This window comes from Klebsiella sp. ME-303, from assembly GCF_007910085.1.
Classification (GTDB): Bacteria; Pseudomonadota; Gammaproteobacteria; order Enterobacterales; family Enterobacteriaceae; genus Klebsiella; species Klebsiella michiganensis.
The window spans coordinates 5,776-32,270 of the sequence record NZ_VOJB01000072.1 but is presented as its reverse complement, the minus strand read 5'-3'; the positions used below and the strand labels follow the sequence as shown (position 1 = coordinate 32,270).

At 54.7% G+C, this 26,495-nt stretch carries 28 protein-coding genes and 1 other RNA gene; 18 read left to right on the top strand and 11 right to left on the bottom strand.

Features of this window, described 5'->3' with window-relative positions; translation table 11 throughout:
* Window positions 1–89: 89 nt before the first annotated feature.
* Both FQK12_RS10925 and uxaC read right to left on the bottom strand, forming a co-directional pair.
* Window positions 90–1,577 (bottom strand): UxaA family hydrolase, encoded by a 1,488-nt coding sequence (locus FQK12_RS10925; protein ID WP_014226935.1) that lies wholly within the window; start codon window positions 1,575–1,577, stop codon window positions 90–92.
* Window positions 1,578–1,595: 18 nt separating this feature from the next.
* Window positions 1,596–3,008, bottom strand: coding sequence for a glucuronate isomerase (uxaC, locus tag FQK12_RS10920; RefSeq protein WP_014226936.1), 1,413 nt, complete (start codon window positions 3,006–3,008; stop codon window positions 1,596–1,598).
* 481 nt (window positions 3,009–3,489) lie between these two features.
* Between uxaC and FQK12_RS10915 the strand changes: the two genes are divergently transcribed.
* The 11 genes from FQK12_RS10915 to FQK12_RS10865 all read left to right on the top strand — a co-directional run bounded on the left by FQK12_RS10915 (window position 3,490) and on the right by FQK12_RS10865 (window position 10,934).
* Window positions 3,490–4,791 (top strand): MFS transporter, encoded by a 1,302-nt coding sequence (locus FQK12_RS10915; protein WP_014226937.1) that lies wholly within the window; start codon window positions 3,490–3,492, stop codon window positions 4,789–4,791.
* 127 nt (window positions 4,792–4,918) lie between these two features.
* Window positions 4,919–5,695, top strand: coding sequence for a transcriptional regulator ExuR (gene exuR / locus FQK12_RS10910; RefSeq protein WP_004854448.1), 777 nt, complete (start codon window positions 4,919–4,921; stop codon window positions 5,693–5,695).
* Between the two features lie 336 nt (window positions 5,696–6,031).
* A complete protein-coding gene (gene yqjA, locus FQK12_RS10905) occupies window positions 6,032–6,694 on the top strand; it encodes a DedA family general envelope maintenance protein YqjA (RefSeq protein ID WP_014226938.1) in 663 nt (220 codons plus the stop codon).
* 8 nt (window positions 6,695–6,702) lie between these two features.
* The gene (gene mzrA, locus FQK12_RS10900; RefSeq protein WP_161506366.1) at window positions 6,703–7,080 is read left to right on the top strand and encodes an EnvZ/OmpR regulon moderator MzrA; all 378 of its coding nucleotides are present in this window, start codon (window positions 6,703–6,705) and stop codon (window positions 7,078–7,080) included.
* 149 nt (window positions 7,081–7,229) lie between these two features.
* Window positions 7,230–7,598, top strand: a complete 369-nt coding sequence (locus FQK12_RS10895) for a DUF1090 domain-containing protein (protein WP_014226939.1) — start codon at window positions 7,230–7,232, stop codon at window positions 7,596–7,598.
* A 45-nt stretch (window positions 7,599–7,643) separates the two neighbouring features.
* Window positions 7,644–7,949, top strand: coding sequence for a YqjD family protein (locus tag FQK12_RS10890; RefSeq protein WP_014226940.1), 306 nt, complete (start codon window positions 7,644–7,646; stop codon window positions 7,947–7,949).
* 2 nt (window positions 7,950–7,951) lie between these two features.
* Window positions 7,952–8,350, top strand: a complete 399-nt coding sequence (locus tag FQK12_RS10885) for a phage holin family protein (RefSeq protein ID WP_004854455.1) — start codon at window positions 7,952–7,954, stop codon at window positions 8,348–8,350.
* Window positions 8,347–8,646, top strand: a complete 300-nt coding sequence (locus FQK12_RS10880) for a YqjK-like family protein (RefSeq protein ID WP_014226942.1) — start codon at window positions 8,347–8,349, stop codon at window positions 8,644–8,646. Before FQK12_RS10885 ends, FQK12_RS10880 begins: the two co-directional genes overlap by 4 nt.
* A 344-nt stretch (window positions 8,647–8,990) precedes the next feature.
* Window positions 8,991–9,383, top strand: a complete 393-nt coding sequence (locus tag FQK12_RS10875) for a DoxX family protein (RefSeq protein WP_004125512.1) — start codon at window positions 8,991–8,993, stop codon at window positions 9,381–9,383.
* Window positions 9,384–9,452: 69 nt separating this feature from the next.
* On the top strand, window positions 9,453–10,439 hold the full coding sequence (locus tag FQK12_RS10870) for a glutathione S-transferase family protein (protein WP_014226943.1): 987 nt from the start codon (window positions 9,453–9,455) through the stop codon (window positions 10,437–10,439).
* 126 nt (window positions 10,440–10,565) lie between these two features.
* Window positions 10,566–10,934, top strand: coding sequence for a DUF805 domain-containing protein (locus FQK12_RS10865; protein ID WP_004105984.1), 369 nt, complete (start codon window positions 10,566–10,568; stop codon window positions 10,932–10,934).
* A gap of 36 nt (window positions 10,935–10,970) precedes the next feature.
* Here the strand turns inward: FQK12_RS10865 and FQK12_RS10860 are convergent, their stop codons facing one another.
* Window positions 10,971–11,867: a LysR family transcriptional regulator gene (locus FQK12_RS10860; protein ID WP_014226944.1), complete on the bottom strand. Its 897-nt coding sequence runs from the start codon at window positions 11,865–11,867 to the stop codon at window positions 10,971–10,973.
* A gap of 104 nt (window positions 11,868–11,971) precedes the next feature.
* On the opposite strand from FQK12_RS10860, the gene FQK12_RS10855 reads away from it, so the two are divergent.
* Together FQK12_RS10855 and FQK12_RS27295 are read left to right on the top strand one after the other, a co-directional pair.
* Complete coding sequence (locus FQK12_RS10855; RefSeq protein ID WP_014226945.1) at window positions 11,972–12,673, top strand: pirin family protein; 702 nt, start codon at window positions 11,972–11,974, stop codon at window positions 12,671–12,673.
* Window positions 12,674–12,697: 24 nt separating this feature from the next.
* Window positions 12,698–12,859, top strand: a complete 162-nt coding sequence (locus FQK12_RS27295) for a hypothetical protein (protein ID WP_014226946.1) — start codon at window positions 12,698–12,700, stop codon at window positions 12,857–12,859.
* A 33-nt stretch (window positions 12,860–12,892) separates the two neighbouring features.
* On the opposite strand, the gene FQK12_RS10850 is transcribed toward FQK12_RS27295, so the two are convergent.
* The 6 genes from FQK12_RS10850 to garP all read right to left on the bottom strand — a co-directional run bounded on the left by FQK12_RS10850 (window position 12,893) and on the right by garP (window position 18,320).
* Window positions 12,893–13,303 (bottom strand): Spy/CpxP family protein refolding chaperone, encoded by a 411-nt coding sequence (locus FQK12_RS10850; RefSeq protein WP_014226947.1) that lies wholly within the window; start codon window positions 13,301–13,303, stop codon window positions 12,893–12,895.
* A gap of 342 nt (window positions 13,304–13,645) precedes the next feature.
* Window positions 13,646–14,024, bottom strand: an RNA gene (gene rnpB / locus FQK12_RS10845) — RNase P RNA component class A.
* A gap of 32 nt (window positions 14,025–14,056) precedes the next feature.
* Window positions 14,057–15,202 (bottom strand): glycerate 2-kinase, encoded by a 1,146-nt coding sequence (gene garK, locus FQK12_RS10840; protein ID WP_014226948.1) that lies wholly within the window; start codon window positions 15,200–15,202, stop codon window positions 14,057–14,059.
* Between the two features lie 65 nt (window positions 15,203–15,267).
* The gene (gene garR / locus FQK12_RS10835; RefSeq protein WP_004105999.1) at window positions 15,268–16,158 is read right to left on the bottom strand and encodes a 2-hydroxy-3-oxopropionate reductase; all 891 of its coding nucleotides are present in this window, start codon (window positions 16,156–16,158) and stop codon (window positions 15,268–15,270) included.
* A 28-nt stretch (window positions 16,159–16,186) separates the two neighbouring features.
* Complete coding sequence (gene garL, locus FQK12_RS10830; RefSeq protein WP_014226949.1) at window positions 16,187–16,957, bottom strand: 2-dehydro-3-deoxyglucarate aldolase; 771 nt, start codon at window positions 16,955–16,957, stop codon at window positions 16,187–16,189.
* 28 nt (window positions 16,958–16,985) lie between these two features.
* Window positions 16,986–18,320, bottom strand: coding sequence for a galactarate/glucarate/glycerate transporter GarP (garP, locus tag FQK12_RS10825; protein WP_014226950.1), 1,335 nt, complete (start codon window positions 18,318–18,320; stop codon window positions 16,986–16,988).
* Window positions 18,321–18,838: 518 nt separating this feature from the next.
* On the opposite strand from garP, the gene garD reads away from it, so the two are divergent.
* Window positions 18,839–20,410, top strand: a complete 1,572-nt coding sequence (garD, locus tag FQK12_RS10820; RefSeq protein ID WP_014226951.1) for a galactarate dehydratase — start codon at window positions 18,839–18,841, stop codon at window positions 20,408–20,410.
* Between the two features lie 50 nt (window positions 20,411–20,460).
* Here the strand turns inward: garD and FQK12_RS10815 are convergent, their stop codons facing one another.
* Together FQK12_RS10815 and FQK12_RS10810 are read right to left on the bottom strand one after the other, a co-directional pair.
* A complete protein-coding gene (locus FQK12_RS10815; protein WP_014226952.1) occupies window positions 20,461–21,408 on the bottom strand; it encodes a sugar kinase in 948 nt (315 codons plus the stop codon).
* A 10-nt stretch (window positions 21,409–21,418) separates the two neighbouring features.
* Window positions 21,419–22,213: a DeoR/GlpR family DNA-binding transcription regulator gene (locus tag FQK12_RS10810; protein ID WP_162097181.1), complete on the bottom strand. Its 795-nt coding sequence runs from the start codon at window positions 22,211–22,213 to the stop codon at window positions 21,419–21,421.
* A gap of 352 nt (window positions 22,214–22,565) precedes the next feature.
* Between FQK12_RS10810 and FQK12_RS10805 the strand changes: the two genes are divergently transcribed.
* The 4 genes from FQK12_RS10805 to FQK12_RS10790 form a co-directional block, all read left to right on the top strand.
* Window positions 22,566–23,420 carry a tagatose bisphosphate family class II aldolase gene (locus FQK12_RS10805; RefSeq protein WP_014226954.1) on the top strand — a complete coding sequence of 285 codons (855 nt, stop codon included), beginning with the start codon at window positions 22,566–22,568 and terminating at the stop codon, window positions 23,418–23,420.
* A gap of 24 nt (window positions 23,421–23,444) precedes the next feature.
* A complete protein-coding gene (gene pfkB / locus FQK12_RS10800) occupies window positions 23,445–24,359 on the top strand; it encodes a 1-phosphofructokinase (RefSeq protein ID WP_014226955.1) in 915 nt (304 codons plus the stop codon).
* Window positions 24,360–24,369: 10 nt separating this feature from the next.
* Window positions 24,370–25,782, top strand: a complete 1,413-nt coding sequence (locus FQK12_RS10795) for a PTS fructose transporter subunit IIC (RefSeq protein WP_014226956.1) — start codon at window positions 24,370–24,372, stop codon at window positions 25,780–25,782.
* 10 nt (window positions 25,783–25,792) lie between these two features.
* Window positions 25,793–26,495 (top strand): HPr family phosphocarrier protein (locus FQK12_RS10790; protein WP_261393062.1); only part of this gene is annotated, 703 nt, incomplete at its 3' end.

Below are 26,495 nucleotides of genomic sequence, written 5' to 3'. Positions count from 1 at the left end.
CATACTCTGAAACGCCGCTTTTGAAACGACTCCATTTATTACTCAATAAGATTTCACGCCGCAGCGGTGGTGCGAAAGATGACGAGTAATTAAAGGGTGACGCCGCTTTTGAATATCGCCAGTTCGCGGAAATCATTACGCTCATTGCAGGTCTGCTTACCGTTCGCAAAGGCCACAATGGTATCGACAAACTCCTCCAGCAGCTGCGGCATCGCTTTACCGTGAATCAGCTGACCGGCATCGAAGTCGATCCAGTGTTTTTTCTTCGCCGCCAGTTCACTGTTGGTGGCAATTTTCACCGTTGGCACAAAACCGCCGTACGGCGTGCCGCGACCGGTGCTGAAGAGCACCATATGGCAGCCCGCGCCGGCCAGGGCGCTGGTCGCAACCGCATCGTTGCCCGGGGCGCTCAGCAGGTTCAGGCCGTGCACTTTTAGCCGCTCTCCATAGCGCAGGACGTCGACCACCTGGCTGGAGCCCGCTTTCTGCGTGCAGCCCAGCGACTTATCCTCCAGCGTCGTGATACCGCCCGCTTTGTTGCCCGGCGATGGATTCTCATAAATCGGCTGGTCATGAGCGATAAAGTACTGTTTGAAATCATTAACCATCGTCACCAGCTTGCCAAACGTCTCTTCATCGCGACAGTGGCTCATCAGCAGCTGCTCGGCGCCGAACATTTCCGGCACTTCGGTCAGCACGGTGGTGCCGCCGTTGGCAATCAGATAATCCGAGAAGCGGCCCAGCATCGGGTTTGCGGTGATGCCGGACAAACCGTCAGAGCCGCCGCACTCAAGACCAAACTTCAGTTCGCTCAGCTTACCCGGCTCGCGCTTGTCGTGGCGCATCACTTCATATAGCTGGCGCAGATGCTCCAGCCCGGCTTCCACTTCGTCATCCTGGTGCTGGCAGATCATAAAGTGGACGCGGTCAGGGTCGAACTCGCCCAGCGTTTCGCGGAAGGCATCAACCTGATTGTTTTCGCAGCCCAGGCCGACCACCAGTACCGCCCCGGCGTTCGGGTGGCGCACCATATTTTGCAGCATGGTACGGGTGTTGATGTGATCGTCACCGAGCTGTGAGCAGCCGTAGGTATGGCTGAAGAGATGAACGCCGTCGATACCTTCCGCGTCGTTGGTTTCCTTCAGAAAACGGTTCTGCATCTGGCGCGCCATGGCGTTAACGCAGCCGACGGTCGGCAGGATCCACAGCTCGTTGCGCACCCCGACTTCACCGTTGGCGCGACGATAAATCTGGATGTCGCGATCCGCCGGCTGCGCGGCGGGTTCGATCAGATCCGGTTGATAGCTGTACGCGTCGAGATCGCTTAAGTTAGTACGCGTATTATGGGAGTGGATATGTTCCCCCGGCGCAATATCCGCCAGCGCATGCCCTATCGGCAGACCATACTTAATGACGTTGTCTCCCTTCGCAATGCCGCGCAGCGTAAACTTATGCCCGCGCGCAATATCCTGCGCCAACGTGACCGTATCGCCGTCAATGGTGACTACCGTGCCTGCCGCCATATCCGCCAACGCTACCGCGACGTTATCGTGCGAATGGATTTTAATGTATTGCATATCAACCGACCTCTGGTCTTAGTTCAGTTCAATGGCGAAGTAGTCACGCGCATTGTTAAAGCAAATGTTTTTCACCATCTCGCCCAGCAGCTGAATATCCGCCGGCGCTTCTCCCGCTTCAACCCAGCGGCCAATCATCTGGCACAGGATGCGGCGGAAGTATTCATGACGGGTGTAGGAGAGGAAGCTGCGGCTATCGGTCAGCATCCCGACAAAGCGGCTCAGCAGGCCAAGCTGCGCCAGCTGGGTCATCTGACGTTCCATACCGTCTTTCTGATCGTTGAACCACCAGCCGGAACCGAACTGCATCTTGCCCGGCATGCCTTCACCCTGGAAGTTGCCGATCATGGTACCCAGCACTTCGTTGTCGCGCGGGTTCAGGCAGTAGAGGATCGTTTTCGGCAGCAGGTTTTCTTCGTTCTGTTTGCTGAGCAGTTTGGACAGCTCTTCCGCCATCGGGCGGTCGTTAATGGAGTCAAACCCTACATCCGGCCCTAACAGTTTGAACTGGCGCAGGTTGTTGTTGCGCAGCGCGCCGATGTGGTACTGCTGCACCCAGCCGCGGCGGGCGTATTCCGCGCCGAGGAAGACCAGAACCGCCGTTTTGAACTGCGCGACTTCATGCTCGCTGAGGGCTTCACCCGCCAGACGACGCGCCAGGATGCTATCCAGTTCGCTTTCGTTGGCTTCGGCGAACAGCACCACGTCGAGCGCGTGGTCAGAAACTTTACAACCGTGAGCGGCGAAGTGATCCAGACGTTTGGTCAGCGCGGACTGGAGGTCGGCAAAGCGGCGAATGTCGGTGTCAGACACTTCGCCCAGCTTCGCCATGTAGTCGTTGAAGGTGGCCTGTTCGATATTGAAGGCTTTGTCCGGGCGCCAGCTCGGCAGTACTTTCACGGAGAATGAACTGTCTTTAGCGACGGAGGCGTGATGTTCCAGCGAATCGACCGGATCGTCGGTGGTGCCGACCATTTTCACGTTCATCTGCTGCATGATGCCGCGAGCGGAAAAGCTATCCTGCGCCAGCAGATCGTTGCACTGATTCCAGATTTCATCCGCCGTCGCCGGAGAGAGAACCTTACCTGTAATACCAAAAGGACGGCGCAGCTCAAGATGCGTCCAGTGGTATAACGGGTTACCGATGGTATGCGGTACGGTGGCCGCCCAGGCGTCAAATTTCTCGCGATCGGAAGCATCGCCGGTGCACAAACGCTCGGCTACGCCGTTAGTACGCATCGCGCGCCATTTATAGTGATCGCCTTTCAGCCAGATGTCATACAGATTTTTGAAACGATAATTCTCCGCGATCTGCTGCGGCGGCAGGTGGCAGTGATAGTCAAAAATCGGCTGGTCTTTCGCGTAATCGTGGTACAGGCGGCGGGAAAACTCGGTATCAAGCAGAAAATCTTCGGTCATAAACGGTGTCATTTTCGTGTCCTCTTCGCCCCCTGGGGAGCCCATCAGATGATTGACTATAATGCTGACAAAGTTATCACACCAATTTCCACAGGCCGAAGTATTTTTCGTGAGTTAGATCAATAAACGATGACAAAAAAAGTACCATGAAAGGAGTAAACGCCCCGCCAGAGCGCGCCAGCTCTGGCCTTTTTCGCATGAACGAATGCCCACACAAACTTTCCCACTTTTGTGACGTCACTCAACTTTTGAAGTTGTATGACAAGTTATCTTGCTGCCGTCGAAACATATAAACCGACGGAATGCATTACCGACGAACTATCACGTCGGATTTACCGGTATGGACACCGAATTAGACACAACAGTTAATGGCAAGGTTCGGGCCATACGAGGTTTCCTCTCCTGAACCCTCCGTTTCACCTTCTTCGCCTCAGTTACAGGGCTGGAAGATAGCCGCACCCGCTGCGGATATATAACAAACGATGAGGTTTACATGCGTAAAATTAAAGGGTTACGTTGGTACATGATCGCACTGGTGACGTTAGGTACCGTGCTGGGGTACCTAACGCGTAACACTGTGGCGGCAGCTGCGCCGACTCTGATGGAAGAGTTACACATCTCCACCCAACAGTATTCCTATATCATCGCGGCCTATTCCGCTGCCTACACCGTTATGCAACCCGTTGCCGGCTACGTGCTGGATGTTTTAGGCACTAAAATCGGCTATGCCTTCTTTGCTATCGCATGGGCGGTGTTCTGCGGCTCTACGGCGCTGGCGGGAAGCTGGGGCGGTCTGGCGCTGGCGCGCGGCGCGGTGGGTGCCGCCGAAGCGGCAATGATCCCTGCGGGCCTGAAAGCCAGCTCCGAATGGTTCCCGGCAAAAGAGCGTTCAATCGCCGTCGGCTACTTCAACGTCGGCTCCTCGATCGGCGCCATGATTGCCCCACCGCTGGTGGTTTGGGCCATCGTGATGCACAGCTGGCAGATGGCGTTTATTATCTCCGGCGTTCTGAGCTTTGCCTGGGCGATGGCGTGGCTGATTTTCTACAAACACCCGCGCGATCAGAAAAAATTAACTGAAGAAGAACGCGACTACATTATCGGCGGCCAGGAATCTCAGCATCAGACCAACAACGGCAAGAAAATGTCGCCGTGGCAGATTCTGCGCAACCGTCAGTTCTGGGGTATCGCCCTGCCGCGTTTCCTTGCCGAGCCGGCGTGGGGGACCTTCAACGCCTGGATCCCGCTGTTCATGTTTAAAGTCTACGGCTTTAACCTGAAAGAGATCGCGATGTTTGCGTGGATGCCGATGCTGTTTGCCGATCTTGGCTGTATCGTTGGGGGCTATCTGCCGCCGCTGTTCCAGCGCTGGTTTGGCGTTAACCTCATCGTTTCGCGCAAAATGGTCGTCACCCTGGGCGCGGTGCTGATGATTGGCCCGGGGATGATCGGTCTGTTCACCAGCCCGTTTGTCGCTATCGCCCTGCTGTGCGTCGGCGGCTTTGCTCACCAGGCGCTGTCCGGTGCGTTAATTACCCTCTCTTCCGACGTGTTTGGGCGTAACGAAGTAGCGACGGCGAACGGCATGACCGGTATGGCCGCCTGGCTGGCGAGCACGATGTTTGCCCTGGTGGTTGGCGCGCTGGCGGACACTATCGGCTTTAGCCCGCTGTTCGCCGTGCTGGCGGTTTTCGATGTGCTGGGCGCCGTGGTTATCTGGACCGTGCTGAAAAATAAACCGGCGGATGACGACACGACGCCGCTGGAAACGAGTAAACCCGCCACGCAAAGTTAGACGCACGCGAGTTATCCTCTCCGAAAGCCGCCTTGATTAAGGCGGCTTTTTCGTCTCTTCTTATGGTGAGAAGCGCGTAAAAGTGGTATAACAAATCCAATATTGTCGCCATCTCCCGGGAGCGAATATGGAAATCACTGAATCGCGTCGTCTGTATCAGCAGCTTGCTGCTGAGCTTAAAACGCGCATTGAACAAGGTGTCTACCTTGTGGGCGATAAGCTACCCGCAGAGCGGTTTATCGCGGATGAAAAAAGCGTAAGTCGTACCGTGGTTCGCGAAGCCATCATTATGCTGGAAGTTGAAGGCTACGTTGAGGTCCGCAAAGGCTCCGGCATCCACGTCATCTCTAATCATCCAAAACATCAGCAAATTGCCGACGAATCGCTGGAATTTGCCAATTATGGTCCTTTTGAGCTGTTGCAGGCCCGTCAGCTGATAGAAAGCAATATTGCCGAATTCGCGGCGACTCAGGTGACCAAGCAGGACATCATGAAGCTGATGGAAATCCAGGAAAAAGCGCGTAAAGAGAAGTGCTTCCGCGATTCCGAATGGGATCTTCAGTTCCATGTCCAGGTCGCGCTGGCGACGCAAAATACGGCGTTAGCCGCTATCGTCGAAAAAATGTGGACCCAGCGCGTGCATAACCCGTACTGGAAAAAACTGCACGACCATATCGACTCACGTACCGTCGATAACTGGTGCGACGATCATGACCAAATTCTTAAAGCGCTGATTCGCAAAGATCCGCATGCGGCTAAGCTGGCGATGTGGCAGCATCTGGAAAATACCAAGCTGATGTTGTTCAACGAAACCAGCGACGACTTTGAATTCAATGCCGATCGCTACCTGTTTGCCGATAATCCCGTGGTTCATCTCGATACGGCCGCCAACGGCGTAAAATAGACGTTCTCCTTCTGCAGGGCAGCGATTCCTCCGCTGCCCGCAAAGCCTCAGGGTAAGCAAAGCATATATAGTGTCAGCCTGTGTAAATACACTCGCCACCCTCCTTCGCAATCAGCAAAATCAGAATGCAACAAACTGCAATTTCTATGACGTAAAGTCAGCGGGTTTGTTACAATTAGATGCATTTTGTCGTTCTGAGAGTAAGCTTTGGCTTACTTCACTTTTAAACAGGGAACCGTTCAGAGCGCAGTAGCGACCATAATCTAATAAAAAGCTATGTCGCCGTGCATATACCGCGTTCAGACGTGCCGTTAACCGATGTACCAGGAATCGTGAATGGAACTATTAACCCAATTATTGAACGCCTTGTGGGCTCAGGATTACGAAACTCTCGCTAATCCCTCCATGATTGGCATGCTGTACTTTGTCTTATTTATGATTTTGTTCCTTGAGAACGGTTTGCTGCCCGCCGCCTTTTTGCCCGGCGATAGCCTGCTTGTGCTGGTCGGCGTCCTGATAGCTAAAGGCGCGATGGGCTTTCCGGAAACGCTGCTGCTGCTCACCGCGGCGGCAAGTCTCGGCTGCTGGCTGAGCTATATTCAGGGCCGATGGCTGGGCAATACGCGAATCGTACAAAACTGGCTATCGCACCTCCCTTCGCACTATCATCAGCGCGCGCATCACCTGTTCCATAAGCACGGGCTTTCCGCACTGCTGATTGGCCGCTTTATTGCTTTCGTTCGTACGCTGCTGCCGACCATCGCCGGGCTATCAGGCCTGAGCAGCACACGCTTCCAGTTTTTTAACTGGATGAGCGGGCTGCTGTGGGTTCTGATTCTGACCTCGCTGGGATACCTGCTGGGGAAAACGCCGGTATTCCTGAAGTATGAAGATCAGCTGATGTCCTGCCTGATGCTGCTGCCCGTCGCGCTGCTGGTGTTTGGCCTGATAGGTTCGCTGATTGTCCTGTGGAAGAAAAAATACAGAAGCCGGGGCTAACAATGGAGATGACACGCTCCTCTCTGCGTCAGATAAGCTGGGTGCTGGGCGGTTCGCTACTCCTGTGCGGCCTGTTCTGGCTCTGGCTCACCGTGCAACAGCAGGAATCCACGCTGGCTATTCGTCCCGTTAGTCAGGGTATCAGCATGCCGGACGGTTTTTCCGTCTGGCACCATCTCGACGCTAACGGTATCCGTTTTAAAAGCATTACGCCGCAGAATGACGGTTTGCTTATCAAGTTTGACTCCAGCGCTCAGGGCGCTGCGGCAAAAGAAGTTTTGGGCCGCGCTCTACCGCATGGTTATATTATCGCTTTAGTGGAAGACGATGATTCGCCTACCGCCTGGATTTCGCGCCTGCGCGATACGCCGCACAGATTCGGGTAATCCACGAAAATTCCGAATATATTCACCCTGTTTGGTGATTTCCCGGTTTACTTACTATCATTAAGTTTGCGGGCGTCACCAGACTCACGTTACTCAACTGGATAGGGGATATCCTGAGATATTCCCCCACACAATGGAAGGTCGTATCCATGAAACACCGCATCGCTTTGATCCTGGTTCTGTCATCACTGAGCGCCAGCGCCTTTGCCATCTCCCCTTGCCAGGAAAAAGAGCAGGATATCCAGCGGGAGATCAGCTACGCAGAAAAGCATCATAACCAGCACCGTATTGACGGTCTGAAAAAGGCGCTGAGCGAAGTAAAAGCGCACTGCAGCGACAGCCAGCTCAAAGCCGATCACCAGAAAAAAATCGCCAAACAGCAGGAAGAAATTACCGAACGTCGGAACGACCTGCGCGAAGCCGAACAGAAAGGCGATGCTGACAAAATCAGCAAGCGTCAACGTAAACTTGATGAAGCGCAGCAGGAACTGAAAGAGCTGCAGTCTCGCGAGTACTAATCGATTAAGCAAGACCAATATGGACCACTTTAACAGGAGATAAACATGGCTAAAGATAACGTTGCAGAAGACCTGCGTGCGGAACTGAAGACGCTGGCTGATACCCTGGAAGAAGTGCTGAACTCCTCCACGGATAAGTCGAAAGAAGAGATTGGTAAGCTGCGCAGTAAAGCCGAAAGCGCGCTGAAGGAAAGCCGTGCTCGACTGGGTGAAACCAGCGATGCTCTCCTGAAGCAAACGCGAGAAACCGCTGCGCGTGCAGATGAATACGTCCGTGAAAACCCCTGGACCGGCGTGGGAATTGGTGCTGCCGTCGGGCTGGTACTGGGTGTCCTGCTGACGCGTCGTTAATTATGGCGAACTCTAAAAGCACGCAAGGACCTGGGCAAAGCGTTTTCGGCATCGGTCAGCGAATAGTCACTTTGCTGGTCGAGATGGTGGAAACGCGCCTGCGCCTGGTCGTCGTGGAGCTGGAAGAGGAGAAAGCCAATCTCTTCCAGCTGTTCCTGATGCTCGGGCTGACGCTGCTGTTTGCCGCGTTCGGGCTGATGAGCATGCTGGTGCTCATCATCTGGGCCGTCGATGCGCAGTATCGGCTCAACGTGATGATCGCCACCACCGCTATCCTGCTGCTGGCAGCGCTCATTGGCGGTATCTGGACCTTACGCAAAGCCCGACGTTCAACGTTCCTGCGCTTCACGCGTCAGGAGCTGGCTAACGACCGCGCATTGCTGGAGGACGATAAGCCATGAGCCGCGAACAGCAGGAACGCGAACGACAAAAAGCGCTTTTGCTGCGCCTGATCCAACAGCAGCGGCTGGACCTTAGCGCCAGCCACCGCCACTGGATTGAAGCGACCGCGCCCATTGATCGCGGCTGGAACACCTTCCTCAATCTGCGTTCATGGGCGATGGTCGGCAGCGGCATCGTAGCAATATGGTCCGTTCGCCATCCGCGCTTTTTGATGCGCTGGGCAAAGCGCAGCCTCGGTATCTGGAGCACCTGGCGGATGGCACGCAATCTGCTGCGTCAGGCCACCTCGCGCTAAGGCTAATGACCGGGTCCGGCGCCAGCCGCCGCCCGGCATCCCTCAATCCCCACTGTCCCCGTCAGGTTTGCCCCTCTTCTTGCTCACCAGCAGACCGCTTTCGCCTTTCAGCGTCTGCCGTCATTTTGCGCAGCACCGCCTGTACGACCCGCTACAGCCCCACTTACATTCATGTCCTTTATCAATAATTACTCAGAAACTTTGAAGAAGATCTACAGTTTTCCTTGCTAACAATCACATCTCATCCTCGCTAATATCCTCTCCATCGACAGCAAGCCCGCGTAACTACGCAGGATTGCACCAAAAAACAAAATCGCCGCCCTTTGGGTTTTCTGGAGTAAGAAATGAAAAAATTAGAAGATGTTGGTGTACTGGTAGCGCGCATTCTGATGCCCATTCTGTTTATCACCGCAGGTTGGGGAAAAATCACCGGTTATGCGGGTACTCAACAATATATGGAAGCCATGGGCGTCCCTGGGTTTATGCTGCCGCTGGTTATCCTGCTTGAATTCGGCGGCGGTCTGGCGATTCTGTTCGGTTTCCTGACCCGCACCACCGCGCTGTTCACCGCAGGCTTCACCGTGCTGACCGCGTTTCTGTTCCACAGCAACTTTGCTGAGGGCGTGAACTCGCTGATGTTCATGAAAAACCTGAGCATCGCAGGCGGCTTCCTGCTGCTGGCTATCACCGGTCCAGGCGCCTTTAGTATTGACCGCGTCCTGAATAAAAAGTGGTAAGCGCACTATACTAGTAAATAAAAAAGCGAGGGGACTTCTCCTCGCTTTTGCTATCTGAAGGAGGAAATAATGGGACAATTAGTTGACGGCGTCTGGCACGATACCTGGTATGACACCAAATCCACCGGAGGGCGATTTAAGCGTTCTGTGTCCGCCTTTCGCAACTGGCTAACCGCCGACGGCGCGCCGGGCCCAAGCGGCGAAGCCGGGTTCGCTGCGGAAAAAGACCGTTACCATCTGTACGTTTCTCTGGCCTGCCCATGGGCGCATCGCACCCTGATCCTGCGCAGCCTGAAAGGACTGGAGCCGTTTATCTCCGTCTCCGTGGTCAACCCCCTGATGTTCGAGAACGGCTGGACTTTCGACGATAGCTTCCCGGCAGCGACGGGCGATACCCTCTACCAGCACGAATTTCTTTATCAGCTTTATCTGCATGCCGATCCCCACTACAGCGGGCGCGTCACGGTGCCGGTATTGTGGGACAAAAAGCAGCAAACCATCGTCAGCAATGAGTCGGCGGAAATCATCCGCATGTTGAATACCGCATTTGACGGACTGGGTGCCCGCGCTGGAGATTACTACCCGCCTGAGCTGCGCGCGCAAATTGATGAGCTGAACGGCTGGATCTATGACAACGTCAACAACGGGGTCTATAAAGCCGGATTCGCCACCAGCCAGCAGGCCTATGACGAAGCGGTCGATGGGGTATTTACGTCTCTGGAGCGTCTGGAACAAATCCTTGGTCAACACCGCTTCCTGACCGGTAACCAGCTGACGGAGGCCGATATTCGTCTGTGGACCACCCTGGTTCGTTTCGACCCGGTGTATGTGACCCACTTTAAATGCGACAAACGCCGCATCAGCGATTATCTCAATCTTTATGGCTTCCTGCGCGATATCTACCAGATGCCGGGCATGGCGGAAACGGTGGATTTTGCCCATATTCGCAACCATTACTACCGTAGCCATAAGACGATCAACCCAACCGGGATTATCTCCGTCGGCCCGCAGCAGGATCTTAACGAACCGCACGGCCGCGATCTTCGCTTCCGCTAATCCGTTGGGCGCCATTTACCGCGCCCAATAATTCACAAAACAAATATTTACCAGCATTTCATTCACGTCTATTCTTATTTCGATCGCTTTAAAAACAAGTGATTGACGGTTAATCGAGGCGTAAAAATGGACTGGTATCTTAAAGTATTAAAAAACTACATTGGATTTGGCGGCCGCGCCCGGCGCAAAGAGTACTGGATGTTTATTCTGGTCAACATCATCCTGACCGGCGTACTCAGCATTATTGATAAAATGCTCGGATGGCAGCGCGCCGGAGGGGAAGGCATTCTGACGACCATCTATGGCGTGCTGATATTCTTACCGTGGTGGGCGGTGCAGTTTCGTCGATTGCACGACACCGACCGCTCGGCATGGTGGCTGTTATTGCTGCTGATCCCCGTGATCGGCTGGCTGGTGATCCTGGTCTTCAATTGCCAGAACGGCACTCCCGGCAATAACCGCTTCGGGCCGGACCCGAAACCGACCTCTTACTGACCATGCGCCCCTCGTCAAAAAGGGGCGCATTTTGTTTTATCTGGCCATAAATAGCTTCGGGATTTCCCGCAGACACCATGATTTTGCCTCACCCATGCTGTCCCGGCGCCAGGCCATAATAATGTCGATCTCGTTGCTGTATTCCGGGCTGACCACCCGCAGGCGCCCTTCGGCAATATCCCGCTCAACCAGCGGATAGGGCATCGTGGCGACGCCCAACCCTGCCAGCAGCGCCTGGCGTTTATCTTCGATCGAGCTCACGGTTAATCGCGGCTGTTTATCAAGCAGCTGCACCGTCAGCACCGGACGTTCGCGGGCGGTGTCCGCCACCGCCACGCCGCGATACTTCACGCGCGTGACTTCAGAAAGCGGCTCAGGCTCGAGGTGAATGGGATGGTCGGGGGCGGCAACGTAGACGCTCATAACCGAGTAGAGCTTACGGGAGTTAATTTCCGAGGAGGAACGGAAATGCATATCCGGCGCAACGACAATATCCGCCCGCCCCTGCTCAAGACGCTCCCATGCTCCGGCCAGCACTTCGGTAATAATCGACAGCTGGGTGTTCGATTTGGTCGCGAGCTTTTCAATTAGCGGAAACAGGTCGGTGGTAGGTACCAGCGCCTCGGTGACGATGGTCAGGTGCGTTTCCCAGCCGCGCGATAGCGCTTCGGCATCGGTTGTCAGCTTATCCGCCGCTTCCAGCAGAACGCGCCCGCGCTCGAGCAGCATTCGGCCAACGTTGGTGAATTTTGTTCGATGACCTGAACGGTCAAACAGAACGACATCCAGCTCTTCTTCCAGCTTTTGCATGGTATAGCTGAGCGCTGAAGGCACCCGACCAAGCTCATCAGCCGCCGCCGCAAAGCTTCCGCGCCGGTCAATCGCATCCATAACGCGTAACGCTTCCAGCGTTAATGCTCTCTCTTTAGCCATCGTTCTCTCATTCAGGAAATTTGAACATACCGGGCAGAATATCTGGCTAACAATACAGCGTCCATACCTTTACCATTGATTTAGTGTAAAGAGAGGTCAAGAAGATGATTACAACCCGAACAGCCAAACAGTGCGGTCAAGCCGACTTCGGCTGGCTGCAGGCCCGCTACACCTTTTCCTTTGGCCACTACTTCGACCCGAAATTGCTAGGTTACGCGTCGCTGCGCGTGCTCAACCAGGAAGTCCTGGCGCCCGGCGCGTCGTTCCAGCCGCGTACCTATCCGAAAGTCGACATTCTGAACCTGATACTGGAAGGTGAAGCGGAATACCGCGACAGCGATGGCAACCATATCCAGGCTAAAGCTGGCGAAGCGCTGCTGATATCCACCCAGCCCGGCGTGAGCTACAGCGAGCACAACCTGAGCAAAGAGAGCTCGCTGACGCGAATCCAGCTGTGGCTGGACGCCTGCCCGCAGCATGAAAACCCGCTGGTGCAAAAAATCGCTATCGCCGAGGGAGCGCAGCAGCTGCTGGCTTCGCCGGACGGCAGCCAGAACAGTCTCCAGCTGCGCCAGCAGGTATGGATCCACCATATCAATCTGGCGAAAGGCGAGCAGCTTAACGTGCAGCTCCACGGCCCGCGCGCCTACCTGCAGTCGATTCACGGCACGGTACATGCGCGAGTGCAGGAAGAAGAGAAACAGGCTTTGACCTGCGGCGATGGCGCGTTTATTCGTGACGAAGCTAACATTACCCTCGTTGCCGATACGCCGCTGCGCGCTTTGCTGATAGATTTACCTGTGTAACAACGGCAGTAAGGGAGTGTGTCAGTGGGCAAGAAGAAAACAAAAAAAGCGGTGCTGGCAGCATCGCAGCCGCAGCCAGAAACCATGACAACGGTTAGCTTTGGTTATGAAGAGATGTTGAGCGAACTGGAGGCGATCGTCGCAGAAGCGGAGATACGGCTCCAGGAAGAAGAAAGCGTCGCCTGACGTCAATATCGGCCCCGGCCGGGGCCGATAGATTTACTCACTCAGCGCCTGAGCTAAATCTTTTTGGACCTGCTTACGCTGTTCTGGCGTCAGGACCTGATTCACATCAAAATAGTACTTCACGCGATAATAGCGGACCTGCTGTTCGACTTTACTAAACGCCGCCAGCTGATCTTTGACCGCTTTTTCATTCCATTTTCCGGAATCAATCACATCAAATAATACGCCGTCTTTAATATCCTTCTGGGAGATCTGCTGAACGTTTTTTTCCAGCTGCTGGTGCAGGCTTTTAATTTTCGTTACCTGATCCTGGGTCAATTTTAAGTGTTGGACAATCGGATCCTGCGCCGGGGCTGGCGCAGCGTTAACATCCGCAGCCTGTGCCGCCATTGAGAAGCCCGTAGCGAGGACGGTTGTCACTGCAATGCGAGTCATTAATTTCATTTTTTGTTTTATCCTGATTAATTATCACCGATGTGGCTGGCTATTATTTTTCATAAGCCGATGACGAAATGTAAAAAATAGTTCGCATAAATGTAGTTAAATCAGGAGATACATAATAAACATGAATGCTATAATTGAATTCATTTATTTTAAATATATTAATTAAGCGAGAAGGACGCATAACCGCATGAGTCATAATGCGGTTGATGGCAGACCTGTTTCCTCCATTGTGCCGCTTTCTTTTGGGGTATAGCGTCGTGGACTGGCATTCATCTGCCCTGTGTTTCAACCTGCCGTATGAAGCAAAAACCCCCGCCATTGCTGACGAGGGTTTTCTTTGAATGAGGAAGCTGACCGTTAAGCCGGGTTCTGTCGTGGACAGTCATTCATCTAGGCCAGCAATCGCTCACTGGCTCAAGCAGCCTACCCGGGTTCAGTACGGGCCGTACCTTATGAACCCCTATTTGGCCTTGCTCCGGGTGGAGTTTACCGTGCCGCGAACTGTTACCAGACGCGCGGTGCGCTCTTACCGCACCCTTTCACCCTTACCTGATCCCACTTGCGTGGGCCATCGGCGGTTTGCTCTCTGTTGCACTGGTCGTGGGCTTGCGCCCCCCAGGCGTTACCTGGCACCCTGCCCTATGGAGCCCGGACTTTCCTCCCCTCCGCCCGTCTCCCCCGAAGAGGACGACGACGAAGCGGCGACTGTCTGGTCAGCTTCGGCGCGCAGTATAGAGGGTTTACCGACGGTTGTCATCCTTCCGTCGCCATCCCAACCTGCAATGTCGCCGCAATATTACGCGACGCATGATAAATATTGTCCGCCGCGCCGCGAAACGCCTCTTCGAGCGTCGTTACGCTGGTCAGTACGCTAAACACCGCATCAATCCCATACTGGTGAACCACGCCGACGTCCCGGGTCAGACTACCGGCAATGCCAATTACCGGCTTATGATACTTTTTCGCCACGTTCGCCACGCCAACCGGCACTTTACCGTTAATACTCTGGCTATCCAGCCGGCCTTCACCGGTCACCACCAGCGAACAATCGAGGATATGCTCTTCCAGATTCAGCGCCTGGGTCACGATTTCAATCCCGCTGCGTAATTCAGCGTTCAGGAACGCCATCAGCGCTGCGCCCATACCGCCCGCCGCGCCCGCGCCGGCAACCTGCTTCACATCGACATGCAGATCGGCCTTAATAACGTCCGCATAGTGCGCCAGGTTGCTGTCCAGCTCGCGGATCATCGCTTCGGTAGCCCCTTTCTGCGGACCAAATATCCTTGATGCGCCAGTATCGCCAGTCAGCGGATTGGTGACATCGCAGGCGACCCGAATAGCGCAATCATGCAGTCGCGCATCAAGACCGGAGAGATCTATCGAATTGAGGCTACACAGACTACCGCCGCCGTTGCCAATCTCCACGCCGTTGGCATCGCAGAGACGCGCGCCCAGCGCCTGAACCATCCCCGCGCCGCCGTCATTGGTGGCGCTGCCGCCAATGCCAATGATGATATTTTTCGCCCCATGATCCAGCGCCTGCAAAATCAGCTCGCCGGTACCGCGCGACGTCGTCAATAGCGGGTTACGCTGAGCGGGCGGCACCAGCCCCAGCCCGCTGGCCGCAGCCATTTCGATAAACGCGGTTTTGCCGTCGCCGGAGAGCCCCCAGCAGGCATTAACCGGAACACCCAGCGGCCCCGTCACGCAGGCGCTCATTTCGGTTCCCTGCGTCGCGGCAATCATCGCCTCAACGGTACCTTCTCCGCCATCGGCGAGAGGAACCTTCACGTAGAGCGCATCGGGGAAAATTTCCCGAAAACCTTTTTCTATAGCCTGAGCAACCTCGGTGGCCGAGAGGCTTTCTTTATAAGAGTCTGGGGCGATTACGATTTTCATAGTTATGTAGCCTGACAGTGCCGCGCGAGGCAAGAATTACAGGGCGCGCATCCGCGCCCTTCTTGTTAGCGAGTGACTTCCACTTTCGCCAGTTTTTCGTAGTAGCATGCAAGCGCGCTGTGGTCGGCGGTACCCAAACCGTCGGCGCGCAGCGCCTGCATCATCTCCATCACCGCGGCGGTCAGCGGCAGCTGGGCGCCCACGCCGTGAGAAGTGTCCAGCGCATTCGCCAGATCTTTGATATGCAGATCGATACGGAAACCCGGCTTGAAGTTGCGGTCCATCACCATTGGCGCTTTGGCATCCAGTACGGTACTCCCGGCCAGCCCGCCGCGGATGGCCTGATATACCAGATCCGGGTTCACGCCCGCTTTGGTCGCCAGCGTCAGCGCTTCGGACATCGCCGCAATGTTCAGCGCCACGATCACCTGGTTGGCCAGCTTGGTCACGTTGCCCGCGCCGATCTCGCCGGTATGCACCACCGAACCCGCCATCGCTTTCAGCAGATCGTAATATTTGTCGAAAATCGCTTTATCCCCGCCCACCATCACCGACAGCGTACCGTCGATGGCCTTCGGTTCGCCGCCGCTGACCGGCGCATCCAGCATATCGACGCCTTTCGCTTTCAGCGCTTCGCTGATTTCGCGGCTCGCCAGCGGCGCGATGGAGCTCATATCGATCAGCACGGTGCCCGGCTTCGCGCCTTCAATAATGCCGCCTTCACCCAACGCCACCTCTTTCACGTGCGGGGAGTTCGGCAGCATGGTGATGATCACATCGCACTGCTCGGCAATCGCTTTCGCTGACGCGGCGGTTTCTGCGCCTGCGGCAATCACTTCGGCAATCGCTTCCGGGTTACGGTCAGCAACCACCAACGAGTAACCTGCCTTGAGGAGGTTTTTACTCATTGGTTTACCCATGATACCGAGGCCAATAAAACCAACTTTCATTGTCATGTCTTTATCTCTCTAGTTTCGGTGGTGGTTATTTCTTAAAGGAGTCAGCCAGCTTCTGCGTGGCAGAACGGAAAACGCCCAGGTCGCTGCCGACGGCAACAAAGGTCGCGCCCCATTCCAGATAGCGGCGCGCGTCGGCTTCAACCGGCGCCAGAATGCCGCTCGGCTTACCGTGCTTTTTCGCGCTGGCAAAAATGTGCTGGATAGCTTTCTGCACTTCCGGATGGGAAGCATTGCCCAGATGGCCCAGCGCAGCGGCCAGATCGCTTGGGCCAACAAAAATACCGTCAACGCCCGTCGTGGCGGCTATCGCATCAACGTTATCCACGCCCTGCTGGCTCTCGATTTGCACGAGGATGGTGATGTTGTTGTTCGACTGCGCGAAGTAATCCGGCACGGTGCCAAACATATTGGCGCGGTGCGAGACGGATACGCCGCGAATGCCTTCTGGCGGATAGCGGGTTGAGGCGACGGCGTTAACCGCCTGCTCTTCCGTTTCGACAAACGGAATCAGGAAGTTATAAAAACCGATATCCAGCAGACGCTTAATAATCACCGGCTCATTGGTCGGTACGCGAACGACCGGCGCGCTGGCGCTGCCTTTCAGCGCCATCAGCTGCGGGATAAAGGTTGAGATGTCGTTCGGCGCATGTTCGCCGTCCAGTACCAGCCAGTCGAAACCTGCCAGACCTAAAACTTCGGTGCTAATCGGGCTCGCCAGCGCGGACCAGCAGCCAATCTGAACCTGATGCGCCGCCAGGGCCGCCTTAAATTTGTTCGGGAAGATATCGTTGTTCATCGTTTATACCTTGTCACTTAACCGTTAATTATTTCTGCAGTTCCATGCGTTTGATGTCGCCGACCACAAACAGATAGCAAACCATCGCCATCAGGGCTGAGCATCCGACGAAGACCAGCGCTGCGTTGAATGAGTGCAGCTCGCTCACCAGGTAACCGATAACCAGCGGGGTTACGATGGAAGCGACGTTACCAAATACGTTAAAGACGCCGCCGCACAGGCCGACAATCTCTTTCGGCGCGGTATCGGAAATCACCGGCCAGCCCAGCGCGCCGAACCCTTTACCGAAGAAAGCCAGCGCCATCAGGGTCACCACCAGCGCGGTGTTATCGGTGTAGTTACACAGAATGATGGTGGAAGCCAGCAGCATTCCGAGGACGATCGGCAGCTTACGCGCCACGGTGATGGAAAAACCGCGTTTAATCAGATAGTCGGAGAACACCCCGCCCAGCACGCCGCCGGCAAAACCGCACAGCGCCGGAATCGATGCGACCAGACCCACTTTCAGAATCGACATGCCCTTTTCCTGCACCAGATAAATCGGGAACCAGGTGAGGAAGAACCAGGTGATGGTATTGATAAAATATTGGCCGAAGAATACGCCCAGCATCATGCGGTTGGTCAACAGCTGCTTGATATAGTGCAGTTTAGGTCCGCTGGCCGCCGTGCTGCCGGGCTTTTTATGGTCCATATCAACGACGGCGCCGTTCTCGGAGATAAACTTCAGCTCCTCCTGCGTCATGCGCGGGTGGTCGGTGGGGTTGTGGATCAGTTTTATCCACAGACCGGTCAGCACAAAGCCAATCACGCCCATGACGGTGAAGACGTGCTCCCAACCCCAGGCGAAGGTCAGCCAGCCCAGCAGCGGCGAGAACAGCGCCAGGGAGAAATACTGCGCGGAGTTAAAGATCGCCGATGCGGTCCCGCGCTCTTTCGTCGGAAACCACGCCGCGACGATACGGGCGTTTGCCGGGAAAGATGGCGCTTCAGAGAAACCCAGCATAAAGCGCATAAAAAACATTGAGATACCCGCCCACGCCAGTGGAAACATATCCACAAAGCCTTGCAGGAAGGTAAACAGCGACCAGAAGAACAGGCTGTAAGAGTAGACTTTCTTCGAGCCAAATTTATCGAGCAGCCAGCCGCCGGGGATCTGCATCAGCAGGTAGGCCCAGCCGAAAGCAGAGAAAATATAGCCCATCGAGACCGCGCTCAGCTGCAGCTCTTTCGCCACCTCTGTACCGGCGATCGAGAGCGTCGCCCGGTCGGCATAGTTAACGGCGGTAACAATGAAAATGATCAACAAAATTAAATATCGAGTTGGCACTTCCTTTTTCTGTTCTATCGTTGCATCCAGACTCATCTAATATTCCTCAGGTACAACACACCTTCCATTATTTATTTTGGTGTGATTATTTATTATTCAGAAATCAATATCAGAAGGTATCGATTTACTTATCCGGCGCATTGCAAGCATGACTCAGTATAATCAGCTTGCGAGCGTTAAACACTGTGCATATAACCTGTAAATGGCGTTTAATTATCGTTATTGTTGTGCAAATGCAATAATCAGTGGGCGCTGTTCCACAGTTCCAGCGATTTCCCTCTTTAACGTATTCGCCCGCGCAGCAATGGGTGATTTAGATCACATTTTCAGATTCAAACACCTGACATTCTCTATTTCACAAATCTGCACATCAGAAATTGAATATACCCTAAATATTTCGAGTTGCATGAAGGCGGCAACGCAGGGAATCCCCATGAGCTTACTAAAGTAAGTGACTGGGGTGAGCGAGGAAATCCAGCGCACATGCAGCTTGAAATATGACGGATATAAACGTTTTATTTTATTATTCGCACCTTGCTGGAGAATACTGGACAATGGCTGACATTGAAATTAGACAAGAATCGCCAACGGCGTTTTATATAAAAGTAGACGAAACGGATAACGTGGCGATTATTGTTAACGATCGAGGTTTAAAGGCCGGAACGCGTTTCCCCGACGGGCTCACGCTCGTTGAACATATCCCGCAAGGCCACAAAGTCGCGCTGGTCGATATTCCCGTCCACGGTGAAATCATCCGCTATGGCGAAGTGATTGGCTATGCGGTACGCGATATTCCGCAGGGCAGCTGGATTGACGAATCGCTGGTCGAACTACCGAAAGCGCCGCCGCTGCATACCCTACCGCTGGCGACCAAAGTCCCGGCGCCGCTGCCGCCGCTGGAAGGCTATACCTTCGAAGGCTATCGCAACGCCGACGGTAGCGTGGGCACCAAAAACCTGCTCGGCATTAGCACCAGCGTGCACTGCGTGGCGGGCGTCGTCGATTACGTGGTGAAAATTATCGAACGCGATCTGCTGCCGAAGTATCCCAACGTCGATGGCGTTGTGGGTCTGAACCACCTGTATGGCTGCGGCGTGGCGATTAACGCCCCGGCGGCGGTCGTCCCGATCCGCACCATTCATAATCTGGCGCTCAATCCAAACTTCGGCGGCGAAGTGATGGTGATTGGCCTTGGCTGCGAAAAACTGCAGCCGGAGCGCCTGCTGGAAGGCACCGACGATGTGAAAAGTATCCCCGTGGATAGCGCCAGCATCGTCAGCCTGCAGGATGAGAAGCACGTTGGTTTTAAATCAATGGTGGATGACATTCTGCAGGTCGCCGAGCGCCACCTGGAGAAGCTGAACCAGCGCCAGCGTGAAACCTGCCCGGCCTCCGAGCTGGTTGTCGGTATGCAGTGCGGCGGCAGCGATGCGTTTTCTGGCGTCACCGCCAACCCGGCGGTGGGCTACGCATCCGATCTGCTGGTGCGCTGCGGGGCGACCGTTATGTTCTCGGAAGTCACCGAAGTGCGCGATGCGATCCACTTGCTGACGCCGCGCGCCATCAACGAAGAAGTCGGAAAACGCCTGCTGGAGGAGATGGCCTGGTACGATAACTATCTCGATATGGGCAAAACCGACCGCAGCGCCAACCCCTCCCCGGGCAACAAGAAAGGCGGCCTGGCGAACGTCGTCGAGAAAGCGCTGGGCTCTATCGCTAAATCCGGGAAGAGCGCGATTGCCGAAGTGCTCTCTCCGGGGCAGCGCCCGACCAAACGCGGGCTGATTTACGCCGCGACGCCGGCGAGCGACTTTGTCTGCGGTACTCAGCAGGTGGCTTCCGGGATCACGGTGCAGGTCTTTACTACCGGTCGCGGTACGCCGTACGGCCTGGTCGCCGTGCCGGTCATAAAAATGGCGACGCGTACCGAGCTGGCAAACCGCTGGTATGACTTAATGGATATCAACGCGGGAACCATCGCCACCGGAGAAGAAACCATCGAAGAGGTTGGGCTGAAGCTGTTTGAATTTATTCTTGATGTCGCCAGCGGCCGCAAGAAGACCTTCTCGGATCAGTGGGGATTGCACAATCAGCTGGCGGTGTTTAACCCGGCGCCGGTGACGTGATCGAATCAGCAATTTATCCCGCTCGTGATGCTTCGGGCGGGATACCTCTGCTATTGATGCGCGTTAAGAAAGGCCTCTATCTGCGCCTTCGTGGACGTTCCCTCCATCGGGCCACGGCGGGAAATCGCCAGAGAACCGCTGGCGTTGGCCCATCTCAGTGCCTCCTGCGGCGATGCGCCGGACAGGAACAGGCTGACAAAGGTCGCACCGAAGCAGTCGCCAGCTCCCGTTGGGTCCACGACCGGGACATGAAAACCGGCAACATGATGCATTTCCCGGGCGCTGAAATAGCTCGCTCCGCGCGGGCCGCGTTTAATCACCACGTGCTTAACGCCGCGCTTTAAAAGCTTATCCACCAGCACCTGTTCATCGCGCCCCGGGTTGAGGCCAAAGTAATCCAGTTCGCCATCGCTGGGCAAAAAGATATCAGTGTAATCAAGGATATACTCAAAGGCCTGCGACATTTCAGGGATATTAAGCATCTCTTTACGGATATTCGGATCGAACGAAACCGTGCCGTTGCGCGCTTTGATATTTTCAATCGCTTTACGCATCGCGTCGATCATGCGAAACGAAAACAGCGAAGAGCCCATAATGTGAAAATGGTTGCACTGGCTAAGCAGAGTATCGTCAATATGGTCAGCGGTTAGCAGGCCGCAGGCGCTGTTCGGCATATTAAAAATAAAATCGCGCTGCGCCTGGCTGCGGTAGCTCACAAAAGCGCTGCCGGTGGTCGCCTTCTGCAGTATGGCGATGCCATTAATATTCACGCCGTCGCTTTCCAGCCGCGCGATATTCATTTCACCAAACGCATCGTTGCCAACGCAGCTAAAAAGCACCGACCCTAACCCCAGCTTTGCCACCTGATCGGCGAAAATTGCCGGCGCGCCGCTGGGATATGGCCCCCAAAACTCTCCCGGGCGCGAAAAGCCCTGGTTCTCTTCTTTTGCCAGAAACTCCACCAGTAGTTCGCCGATGGTGCAAATGGTCACATTCATCATCGCTCCTTTACTTTGCCTTTTGCAAAGCAGGGTTGAGCCATGTCAGGCACTCGTTATTGGTATAGCTGTTAGTCAGGCCAGCGGCGAGAAGGCGGGCATGATACTCCGCGGCGACAATCTGCGGCGTCACGATGCCGCTAATTTGCTGCAAATCGCCAATCGGGTAGCGCTTGTCGCCATACACCGGACGATGCGCGACGACCGCAATCGCCCTCTCACTTTGCGCCACCGCTTCGCTCAGCAGGCGGGCGCTGGCTTCCTGTCTGACGCTTAAGGTGCCATCTTCAGCAATGTGGTCGACAGCGATCAGCGCTCGCGAGGGACGATAATGACCCAGCGCGCTCAGCGCCAGATCGCCTTCGACTATTTTGCCGCTACTCCCCAACACACCGCCGAGCAGCACGGTTTCTCCATTCAGGAACTCCTGCGCCAGCGGCACATGCGCCAGGTCGTTTAATAGCAGGCAGAGCTCGTCATAACCGGCAAGGAAAGGGATCACTTTGCGTAAGATTGATCCCTGCCCCAGGAACAGCGTTTCGCTATCTTCGATCTGCGCAGCGATCTGGCGCGCCATTTCGGTCTCCAGCGCTTTGTCCGTGGCAACCGGGGCTTCCTGAGCCAGGGCGACCGGAGCGCCGGCCTGGGAAGTGTAAATTGCGCCGCCAAACGAGCGCTTAAGGTAGCCCTGCTGTTCAAGGTAGTTCAGGTCATTACGGATCGTTACCCCAGATACAGCCAGCATTTCAGCCAGATCGTCGACTTTGATCTCTCCGTTCTTGCGCACGATCTCCGCGATGTCCAGGCGCCTTTTCAGCAGACTTGTAGACGGTTTTGCCACAGTGTTGTGCCTTCTTATTTTCTCCCAGAATAACTTTCATTTTTAAATTTCCCCGCTGCATTGTCAAACGCAAGGCCTTCCATACCTGTTTCACGTCGATTTAAAAACATTTAATTCAGTAAGTTACATAAAACATCGTCATTTAAGATACTTTTAAAAAAGAAAACAAACAAGACTATATAACTTTCATTTTTAAAATTACATCACTGTTGTGTGCGATTGATCACAACAATACGTCGAGACGATCGCTACATTACTTTCAAAATGAAGATTCAAAACACAAAAGTACTTACAACATGAAAGTAAAGGAGAACGAATGTACATTATTTCGAGTAAAAACATGCTGTTGAAAGCTCAGCGCCACGGCTATGCCGTTCCCGCCTTTAATATCCACAACCTGGAAACGATGCAGGTGGTGGTAGAAACCGCCGCCGAACTGCGTTCTCCGCTGATCCTTGCCGGCACCCTGGGAACTTATAGCTATGCAGGAACCGGGAACGTGGTGGCGATCGCTCGCGATCTGGCTAAATACTGGGATCTTCCCTTAGCGGTCCACCTCGATCACCATGAAGATCTGACCGATATCATGCATAAAGTGCAGGCCGGTATCCGCTCGGTCATGATCGACGGTTCACACTCGCCTTTTGAAGAAAACGTCGCGTTAGTCAAGAGCGTGGTTGAACTGAGCCATCGCTATGATGCCAGCGTTGAAGCCGAACTCGGCCGTCTGGGCGGCGTGGAGGATGATTTGGTGGTCGATGCAAAAGATGCGCTGTATACCAACCCGGAACAGGCGCGCGAATTTGTCACCCGCACCGGCATCGACTCGCTGGCGGTGGCTATCGGTACGGCGCACGGCATGTACGCCGCAGAACCCAAACTCGATTTTGAGCGCCTCGCCGCCATTCGCGATCGCGTTGACGTCCCTCTGGTTCTTCATGGCGCATCCGGGCTGGCCGATAGCGATATCCGCCGGGCAATCTCTCTGGGCGTGTGCAAAGTCAACGTCGCTACCGAGCTGAAAATCGCGTTCTCCGATGCCCTGAAGCAGTACTTCGAGGAAAATCCGGACGCTAACGATCCGCGTCATTACATGAAACCGGCCAAAGCGGCGATGAAGGATATCGTACGCAAAGTCATTCACGTTTGTGGCTGTGAAGGACAACTGTAATTTTCGGATCGAAGGAGCAATGTCGTGATCCATACCCTGACACTCAATACGGCAATCGATATGAATATCTTTTGCGATCCGCTGAAGCCGTCGGCAGTGAACCGAACCCGGCACACCGAATATTGCCCGAATGGCAAAGGAGTGAACGTTTCGCTGATATTAAATCACTATCAGCAACCCACTCACATTATGGGTATTTTCGGTGGTTTCACTGGCCGTTATATCGTGGAAGAGTTACGTCAGAAAAAAATTAAAGTGACGCCGACATGGGTATCTGAGCCAACCCGAATTAATATTTTTATAAATGACGGCGCAGAGGAATATAAGCTCGTTAACCCCGGTGCAAAAATTGATGACGAGTGTAAACAGCAGGTTATTCATCATCTGCAATGCGTCACCTCCGGGGATTATTTAGCGATCAGCGGCAGCCTGCCGCCGGGAATTGAAAGCCGGTTCTATAGCGAGATCATTGAATTATGTCAGCAGAAAGGCTGCGAGATTATCCTCGATATCAGCCATCCGGTTCTGCGCCAGCTGCTGGAATTACGGCCATTGTTGATCAAACCCAACGATGACGAGCTGCGGGAAATATTTGGTCTCGACGTCAGCAACCATCAGCAGGTACGCGAAGCTATGCGTACCCTGCATCAGTTGGGCGCTCGCAACGTGCTGCTGACGATGGGCGCGGAGGGCCTTTACTTTTCCGATGGCGCAAGCGTGTGGTTTTGCTCCGCACCGAAAATTGAACTGGTCAGCTCCGCCTGCGCCGGCGACGCCGCGCTGGGCGCCTTTCTCAGTAAATGGATTAACGAAGACGATGTCGCTCACGCCCTGGCACTAGCCAGCGCGACCGGCGCCGACGTCGCCGGTTCCGCCGGATTAGGAAATTTACAACGCACAGAAGAATTATTACAGCAAATTCAGGTCGTTCAATTATAAAGGTCCGATTATGAAAAAAATTATTGCAGTTACCGGCTGCCCTACGGGTATTGCGCATACTTTTATGGCTGAAGAAGCCTTAAAAACCGCAGCGAAGAAATTAAATGTCGACATTAAAGTGGAAACCAACGGGGCTTCCGGCGTTGAAAATGCCATTACCCCCGCGGATTTAGAAGATATTTATGGTGTAATTATTGCCGCCGATAAAGACGTTAACGCCGAGCGATTTAATGGTCTGCCGGTCATTGAGGTTCCGGTTAAAGAAGCCATTCATCATCCGGTCGATTTAATTAATAAAGTGATCGGCGGCCAGGCGTCGCGCCGTCAGGGTATTTCTTCCTCGCCGGAGTCACCGGAGAAATACGCGCAAGAGTCTTTCGGACGCCAGGTTTATAAGCACCTGATGAGCGGCGTGTCCAACATGCTGCCGTTTGTGGTTGCCGGGGGGATTTTAATTGCCATCTCCTTCCTGTGGGGTATCTACTCAGCCGATCCGAACTCGCCGCAGTATAACGTTATTGCCGCGACGCTGATGAAAGTAGGCCAGCAGGCCTTCTCAATCATGGTGCCGATTTTTACCGCTTATATCGCCTGGTCTATTTCCGGCCGCCCCGGTATGGTTGCGGGCTTCGTCGGCGGCTTACTGGCCAACGCGACCGGCGCAGGCTTTCTCGGCGGGATTATCGCTGGTTTCGCCGCCGGTTATTTTATGTTGCTGATCCGCAATATGCTCAACGGCCTGCCGCGTCAGTATGAAGGGCTGAAATCGATCTTCATTATGCCGCTCGTTGGCGTGCTGGTAATAGGCGTGATGATGGTGCTGCTGGGTCAACCTGTCGCCGCCATCAACAACGCGATGATGAACTGGCTGAGTTCATTACAGGAAGCAAACCCGATTCTGCTGGGCATTGTGGTAGGCGCGATGTGCTCCTTCGACTTCGGCGGTCCGGTGAATAAAGCCGCCTACGTCACCGGTACGCTGCTGCTTGGCCAGGGGAACTACTTCTTTATGGCCGGGGTTTCCGCCGCCTGTATTACGCCGCCGCTGGTTATCGCGCTGGCGACAACCTTCTTCCCGAAAGGCTTCAGTGAAGAAGAGCGCGCCGCCGGGATGGTCAACTATATCCTCGGCTGCACCCATATTACTGAAGGCGCTATTCCATTCGCCGCGAAAGATCCTTTACGCGTCATCCCCATGATGATGATCGCCTCTTCCATCTCTGCGATTCTCAGCTATAGCCTGCAAATCCAGGTTCCTGCTCCGCACGGCGGCTTCCTGATCCTGCCGCTGGTAAGTAAACCGCTAATGTGGGTGCTGTGTATTCTCGCCGGTTCCGCCTGCGGCGCGGTCATGCTGGGATGCTGGAGGCTATGGCAAAAACGGACCCAGGAAGCAGCGACGCTTGCCGGTGCCATTAAATAAGGAGCTATTTATGCAACTGACTTGCGCAGATATCCATTTCGATCGCGCGATCAAAACGAAAGATGAAGCGCTGCAACGCGTCGTTGGCAGATTAACCGAAGCCGGGCATACCACGCCCGCTTATCTGAACGGCATGCGCGAACGCGAAGGACAAATCAGCACGTATCTTGGCAACGGTATTGCCATTCCTCACGGCACGCCGCAGAGCCGCGATGCGGTACTGAAAACCGGTGTCAAAGTACTGGCTTGCCCGCAGGGGGTGGATTGGGGAGAAGAACAAGCGGCTTATCTGATTGTGGGGATCGCCGCGCAGGACAACGAACACCTTGATATTCTTCGCCAGCTTACCCACGCCCTGAGCGACGAACGCGTACCTGCAGCGCTATCGCGCGCTGAGAGTCCGCAGGCGGTGCTGGAGATTCTGGCCGGCAATATCTTCCCGGCCGAAGGGGAAGAGATGGAACCGCCCCCGGCGTTCGATGAAGAGGCGACTTTTACCCTGCGCAATCCCCATGGACTGCACGCGCGGCCAAGCGCTGTACTGGTGAAAGCGGTGAAGCAGTGGCGATCGCAAATTCGGGTGGAAAATCTCGACACCCGTTCCGCTATTGTTGACGCCAAAAATCTGATGCGGGTGGTTTCTCTCGGCGCAAAACAGGGACATCGGCTGCACTTTATGGCCAGCGGGGAAGATGCCCATCAGGCGCTGGAGG

What these genes read in the sequence shown, in the direction of transcription:
- FQK12_RS10890 (WP_014226940.1), top strand. Translation starts at nt 7,644, where the DNA reads ATGGCTAAAGATAACGTTGCAGAAGACCTGCGTGCGGAACTGAAGACG.
- FQK12_RS10885 (WP_004854455.1), top strand. Translation starts at nt 7,952, where the DNA reads ATGGCGAACTCTAAAAGCACGCAAGGACCTGGGCAAAGCGTTTTCGGC.
- exuR (WP_004854448.1), top strand. Translation starts at nt 4,919, where the DNA reads ATGGAAATCACTGAATCGCGTCGTCTGTATCAGCAGCTTGCTGCTGAG.
- FQK12_RS10915 (WP_014226937.1), top strand. Translation starts at nt 3,490, where the DNA reads ATGCGTAAAATTAAAGGGTTACGTTGGTACATGATCGCACTGGTGACG.
- FQK12_RS10860 (WP_014226944.1), bottom strand. Translation starts at nt 11,867, where the DNA reads ATGGCTAAAGAGAGAGCATTAACGCTGGAAGCGTTACGCGTTATGGAT.
- FQK12_RS10865 (WP_004105984.1), top strand. Translation starts at nt 10,566, where the DNA reads ATGGACTGGTATCTTAAAGTATTAAAAAACTACATTGGATTTGGCGGC.
- FQK12_RS10895 (WP_014226939.1), top strand. Translation starts at nt 7,230, where the DNA reads ATGAAACACCGCATCGCTTTGATCCTGGTTCTGTCATCACTGAGCGCC.
- garK (WP_014226948.1), bottom strand. Translation starts at nt 15,202, where the DNA reads ATGAAAATCGTAATCGCCCCAGACTCTTATAAAGAAAGCCTCTCGGCC.
- garR (WP_004105999.1), bottom strand. Translation starts at nt 16,158, where the DNA reads ATGACAATGAAAGTTGGTTTTATTGGCCTCGGTATCATGGGTAAACCA.
- FQK12_RS10875 (WP_004125512.1), top strand. Translation starts at nt 8,991, where the DNA reads ATGAAAAAATTAGAAGATGTTGGTGTACTGGTAGCGCGCATTCTGATG.
- uxaC (WP_014226936.1), bottom strand. Translation starts at nt 3,008, where the DNA reads ATGACACCGTTTATGACCGAAGATTTTCTGCTTGATACCGAGTTTTCC.
- FQK12_RS10870 (WP_014226943.1), top strand. Translation starts at nt 9,453, where the DNA reads ATGGGACAATTAGTTGACGGCGTCTGGCACGATACCTGGTATGACACC.
- garD (WP_014226951.1), top strand. Translation starts at nt 18,839, where the DNA reads ATGGCTGACATTGAAATTAGACAAGAATCGCCAACGGCGTTTTATATA.
- garL (WP_014226949.1), bottom strand. Translation starts at nt 16,957, where the DNA reads ATGAACAACGATATCTTCCCGAACAAATTTAAGGCGGCCCTGGCGGCG.
- yqjA (WP_014226938.1), top strand. Translation starts at nt 6,032, where the DNA reads ATGGAACTATTAACCCAATTATTGAACGCCTTGTGGGCTCAGGATTAC.
- mzrA (WP_161506366.1), top strand. Translation starts at nt 6,703, where the DNA reads ATGACACGCTCCTCTCTGCGTCAGATAAGCTGGGTGCTGGGCGGTTCG.
- FQK12_RS10805 (WP_014226954.1), top strand. Translation starts at nt 22,566, where the DNA reads ATGTACATTATTTCGAGTAAAAACATGCTGTTGAAAGCTCAGCGCCAC.
- FQK12_RS10880 (WP_014226942.1), top strand. Translation starts at nt 8,347, where the DNA reads ATGAGCCGCGAACAGCAGGAACGCGAACGACAAAAAGCGCTTTTGCTG.
- FQK12_RS10795 (WP_014226956.1), top strand. Translation starts at nt 24,370, where the DNA reads ATGAAAAAAATTATTGCAGTTACCGGCTGCCCTACGGGTATTGCGCAT.
- FQK12_RS10855 (WP_014226945.1), top strand. Translation starts at nt 11,972, where the DNA reads ATGATTACAACCCGAACAGCCAAACAGTGCGGTCAAGCCGACTTCGGC.
- FQK12_RS10815 (WP_014226952.1), bottom strand. Translation starts at nt 21,408, where the DNA reads ATGAATGTGACCATTTGCACCATCGGCGAACTACTGGTGGAGTTTCTG.
- garP (WP_014226950.1), bottom strand. Translation starts at nt 18,320, where the DNA reads ATGAGTCTGGATGCAACGATAGAACAGAAAAAGGAAGTGCCAACTCGA.
- FQK12_RS10850 (WP_014226947.1), bottom strand. Translation starts at nt 13,303, where the DNA reads ATGAAATTAATGACTCGCATTGCAGTGACAACCGTCCTCGCTACGGGC.
- FQK12_RS10925 (WP_014226935.1), bottom strand. Translation starts at nt 1,577, where the DNA reads ATGCAATACATTAAAATCCATTCGCACGATAACGTCGCGGTAGCGTTG.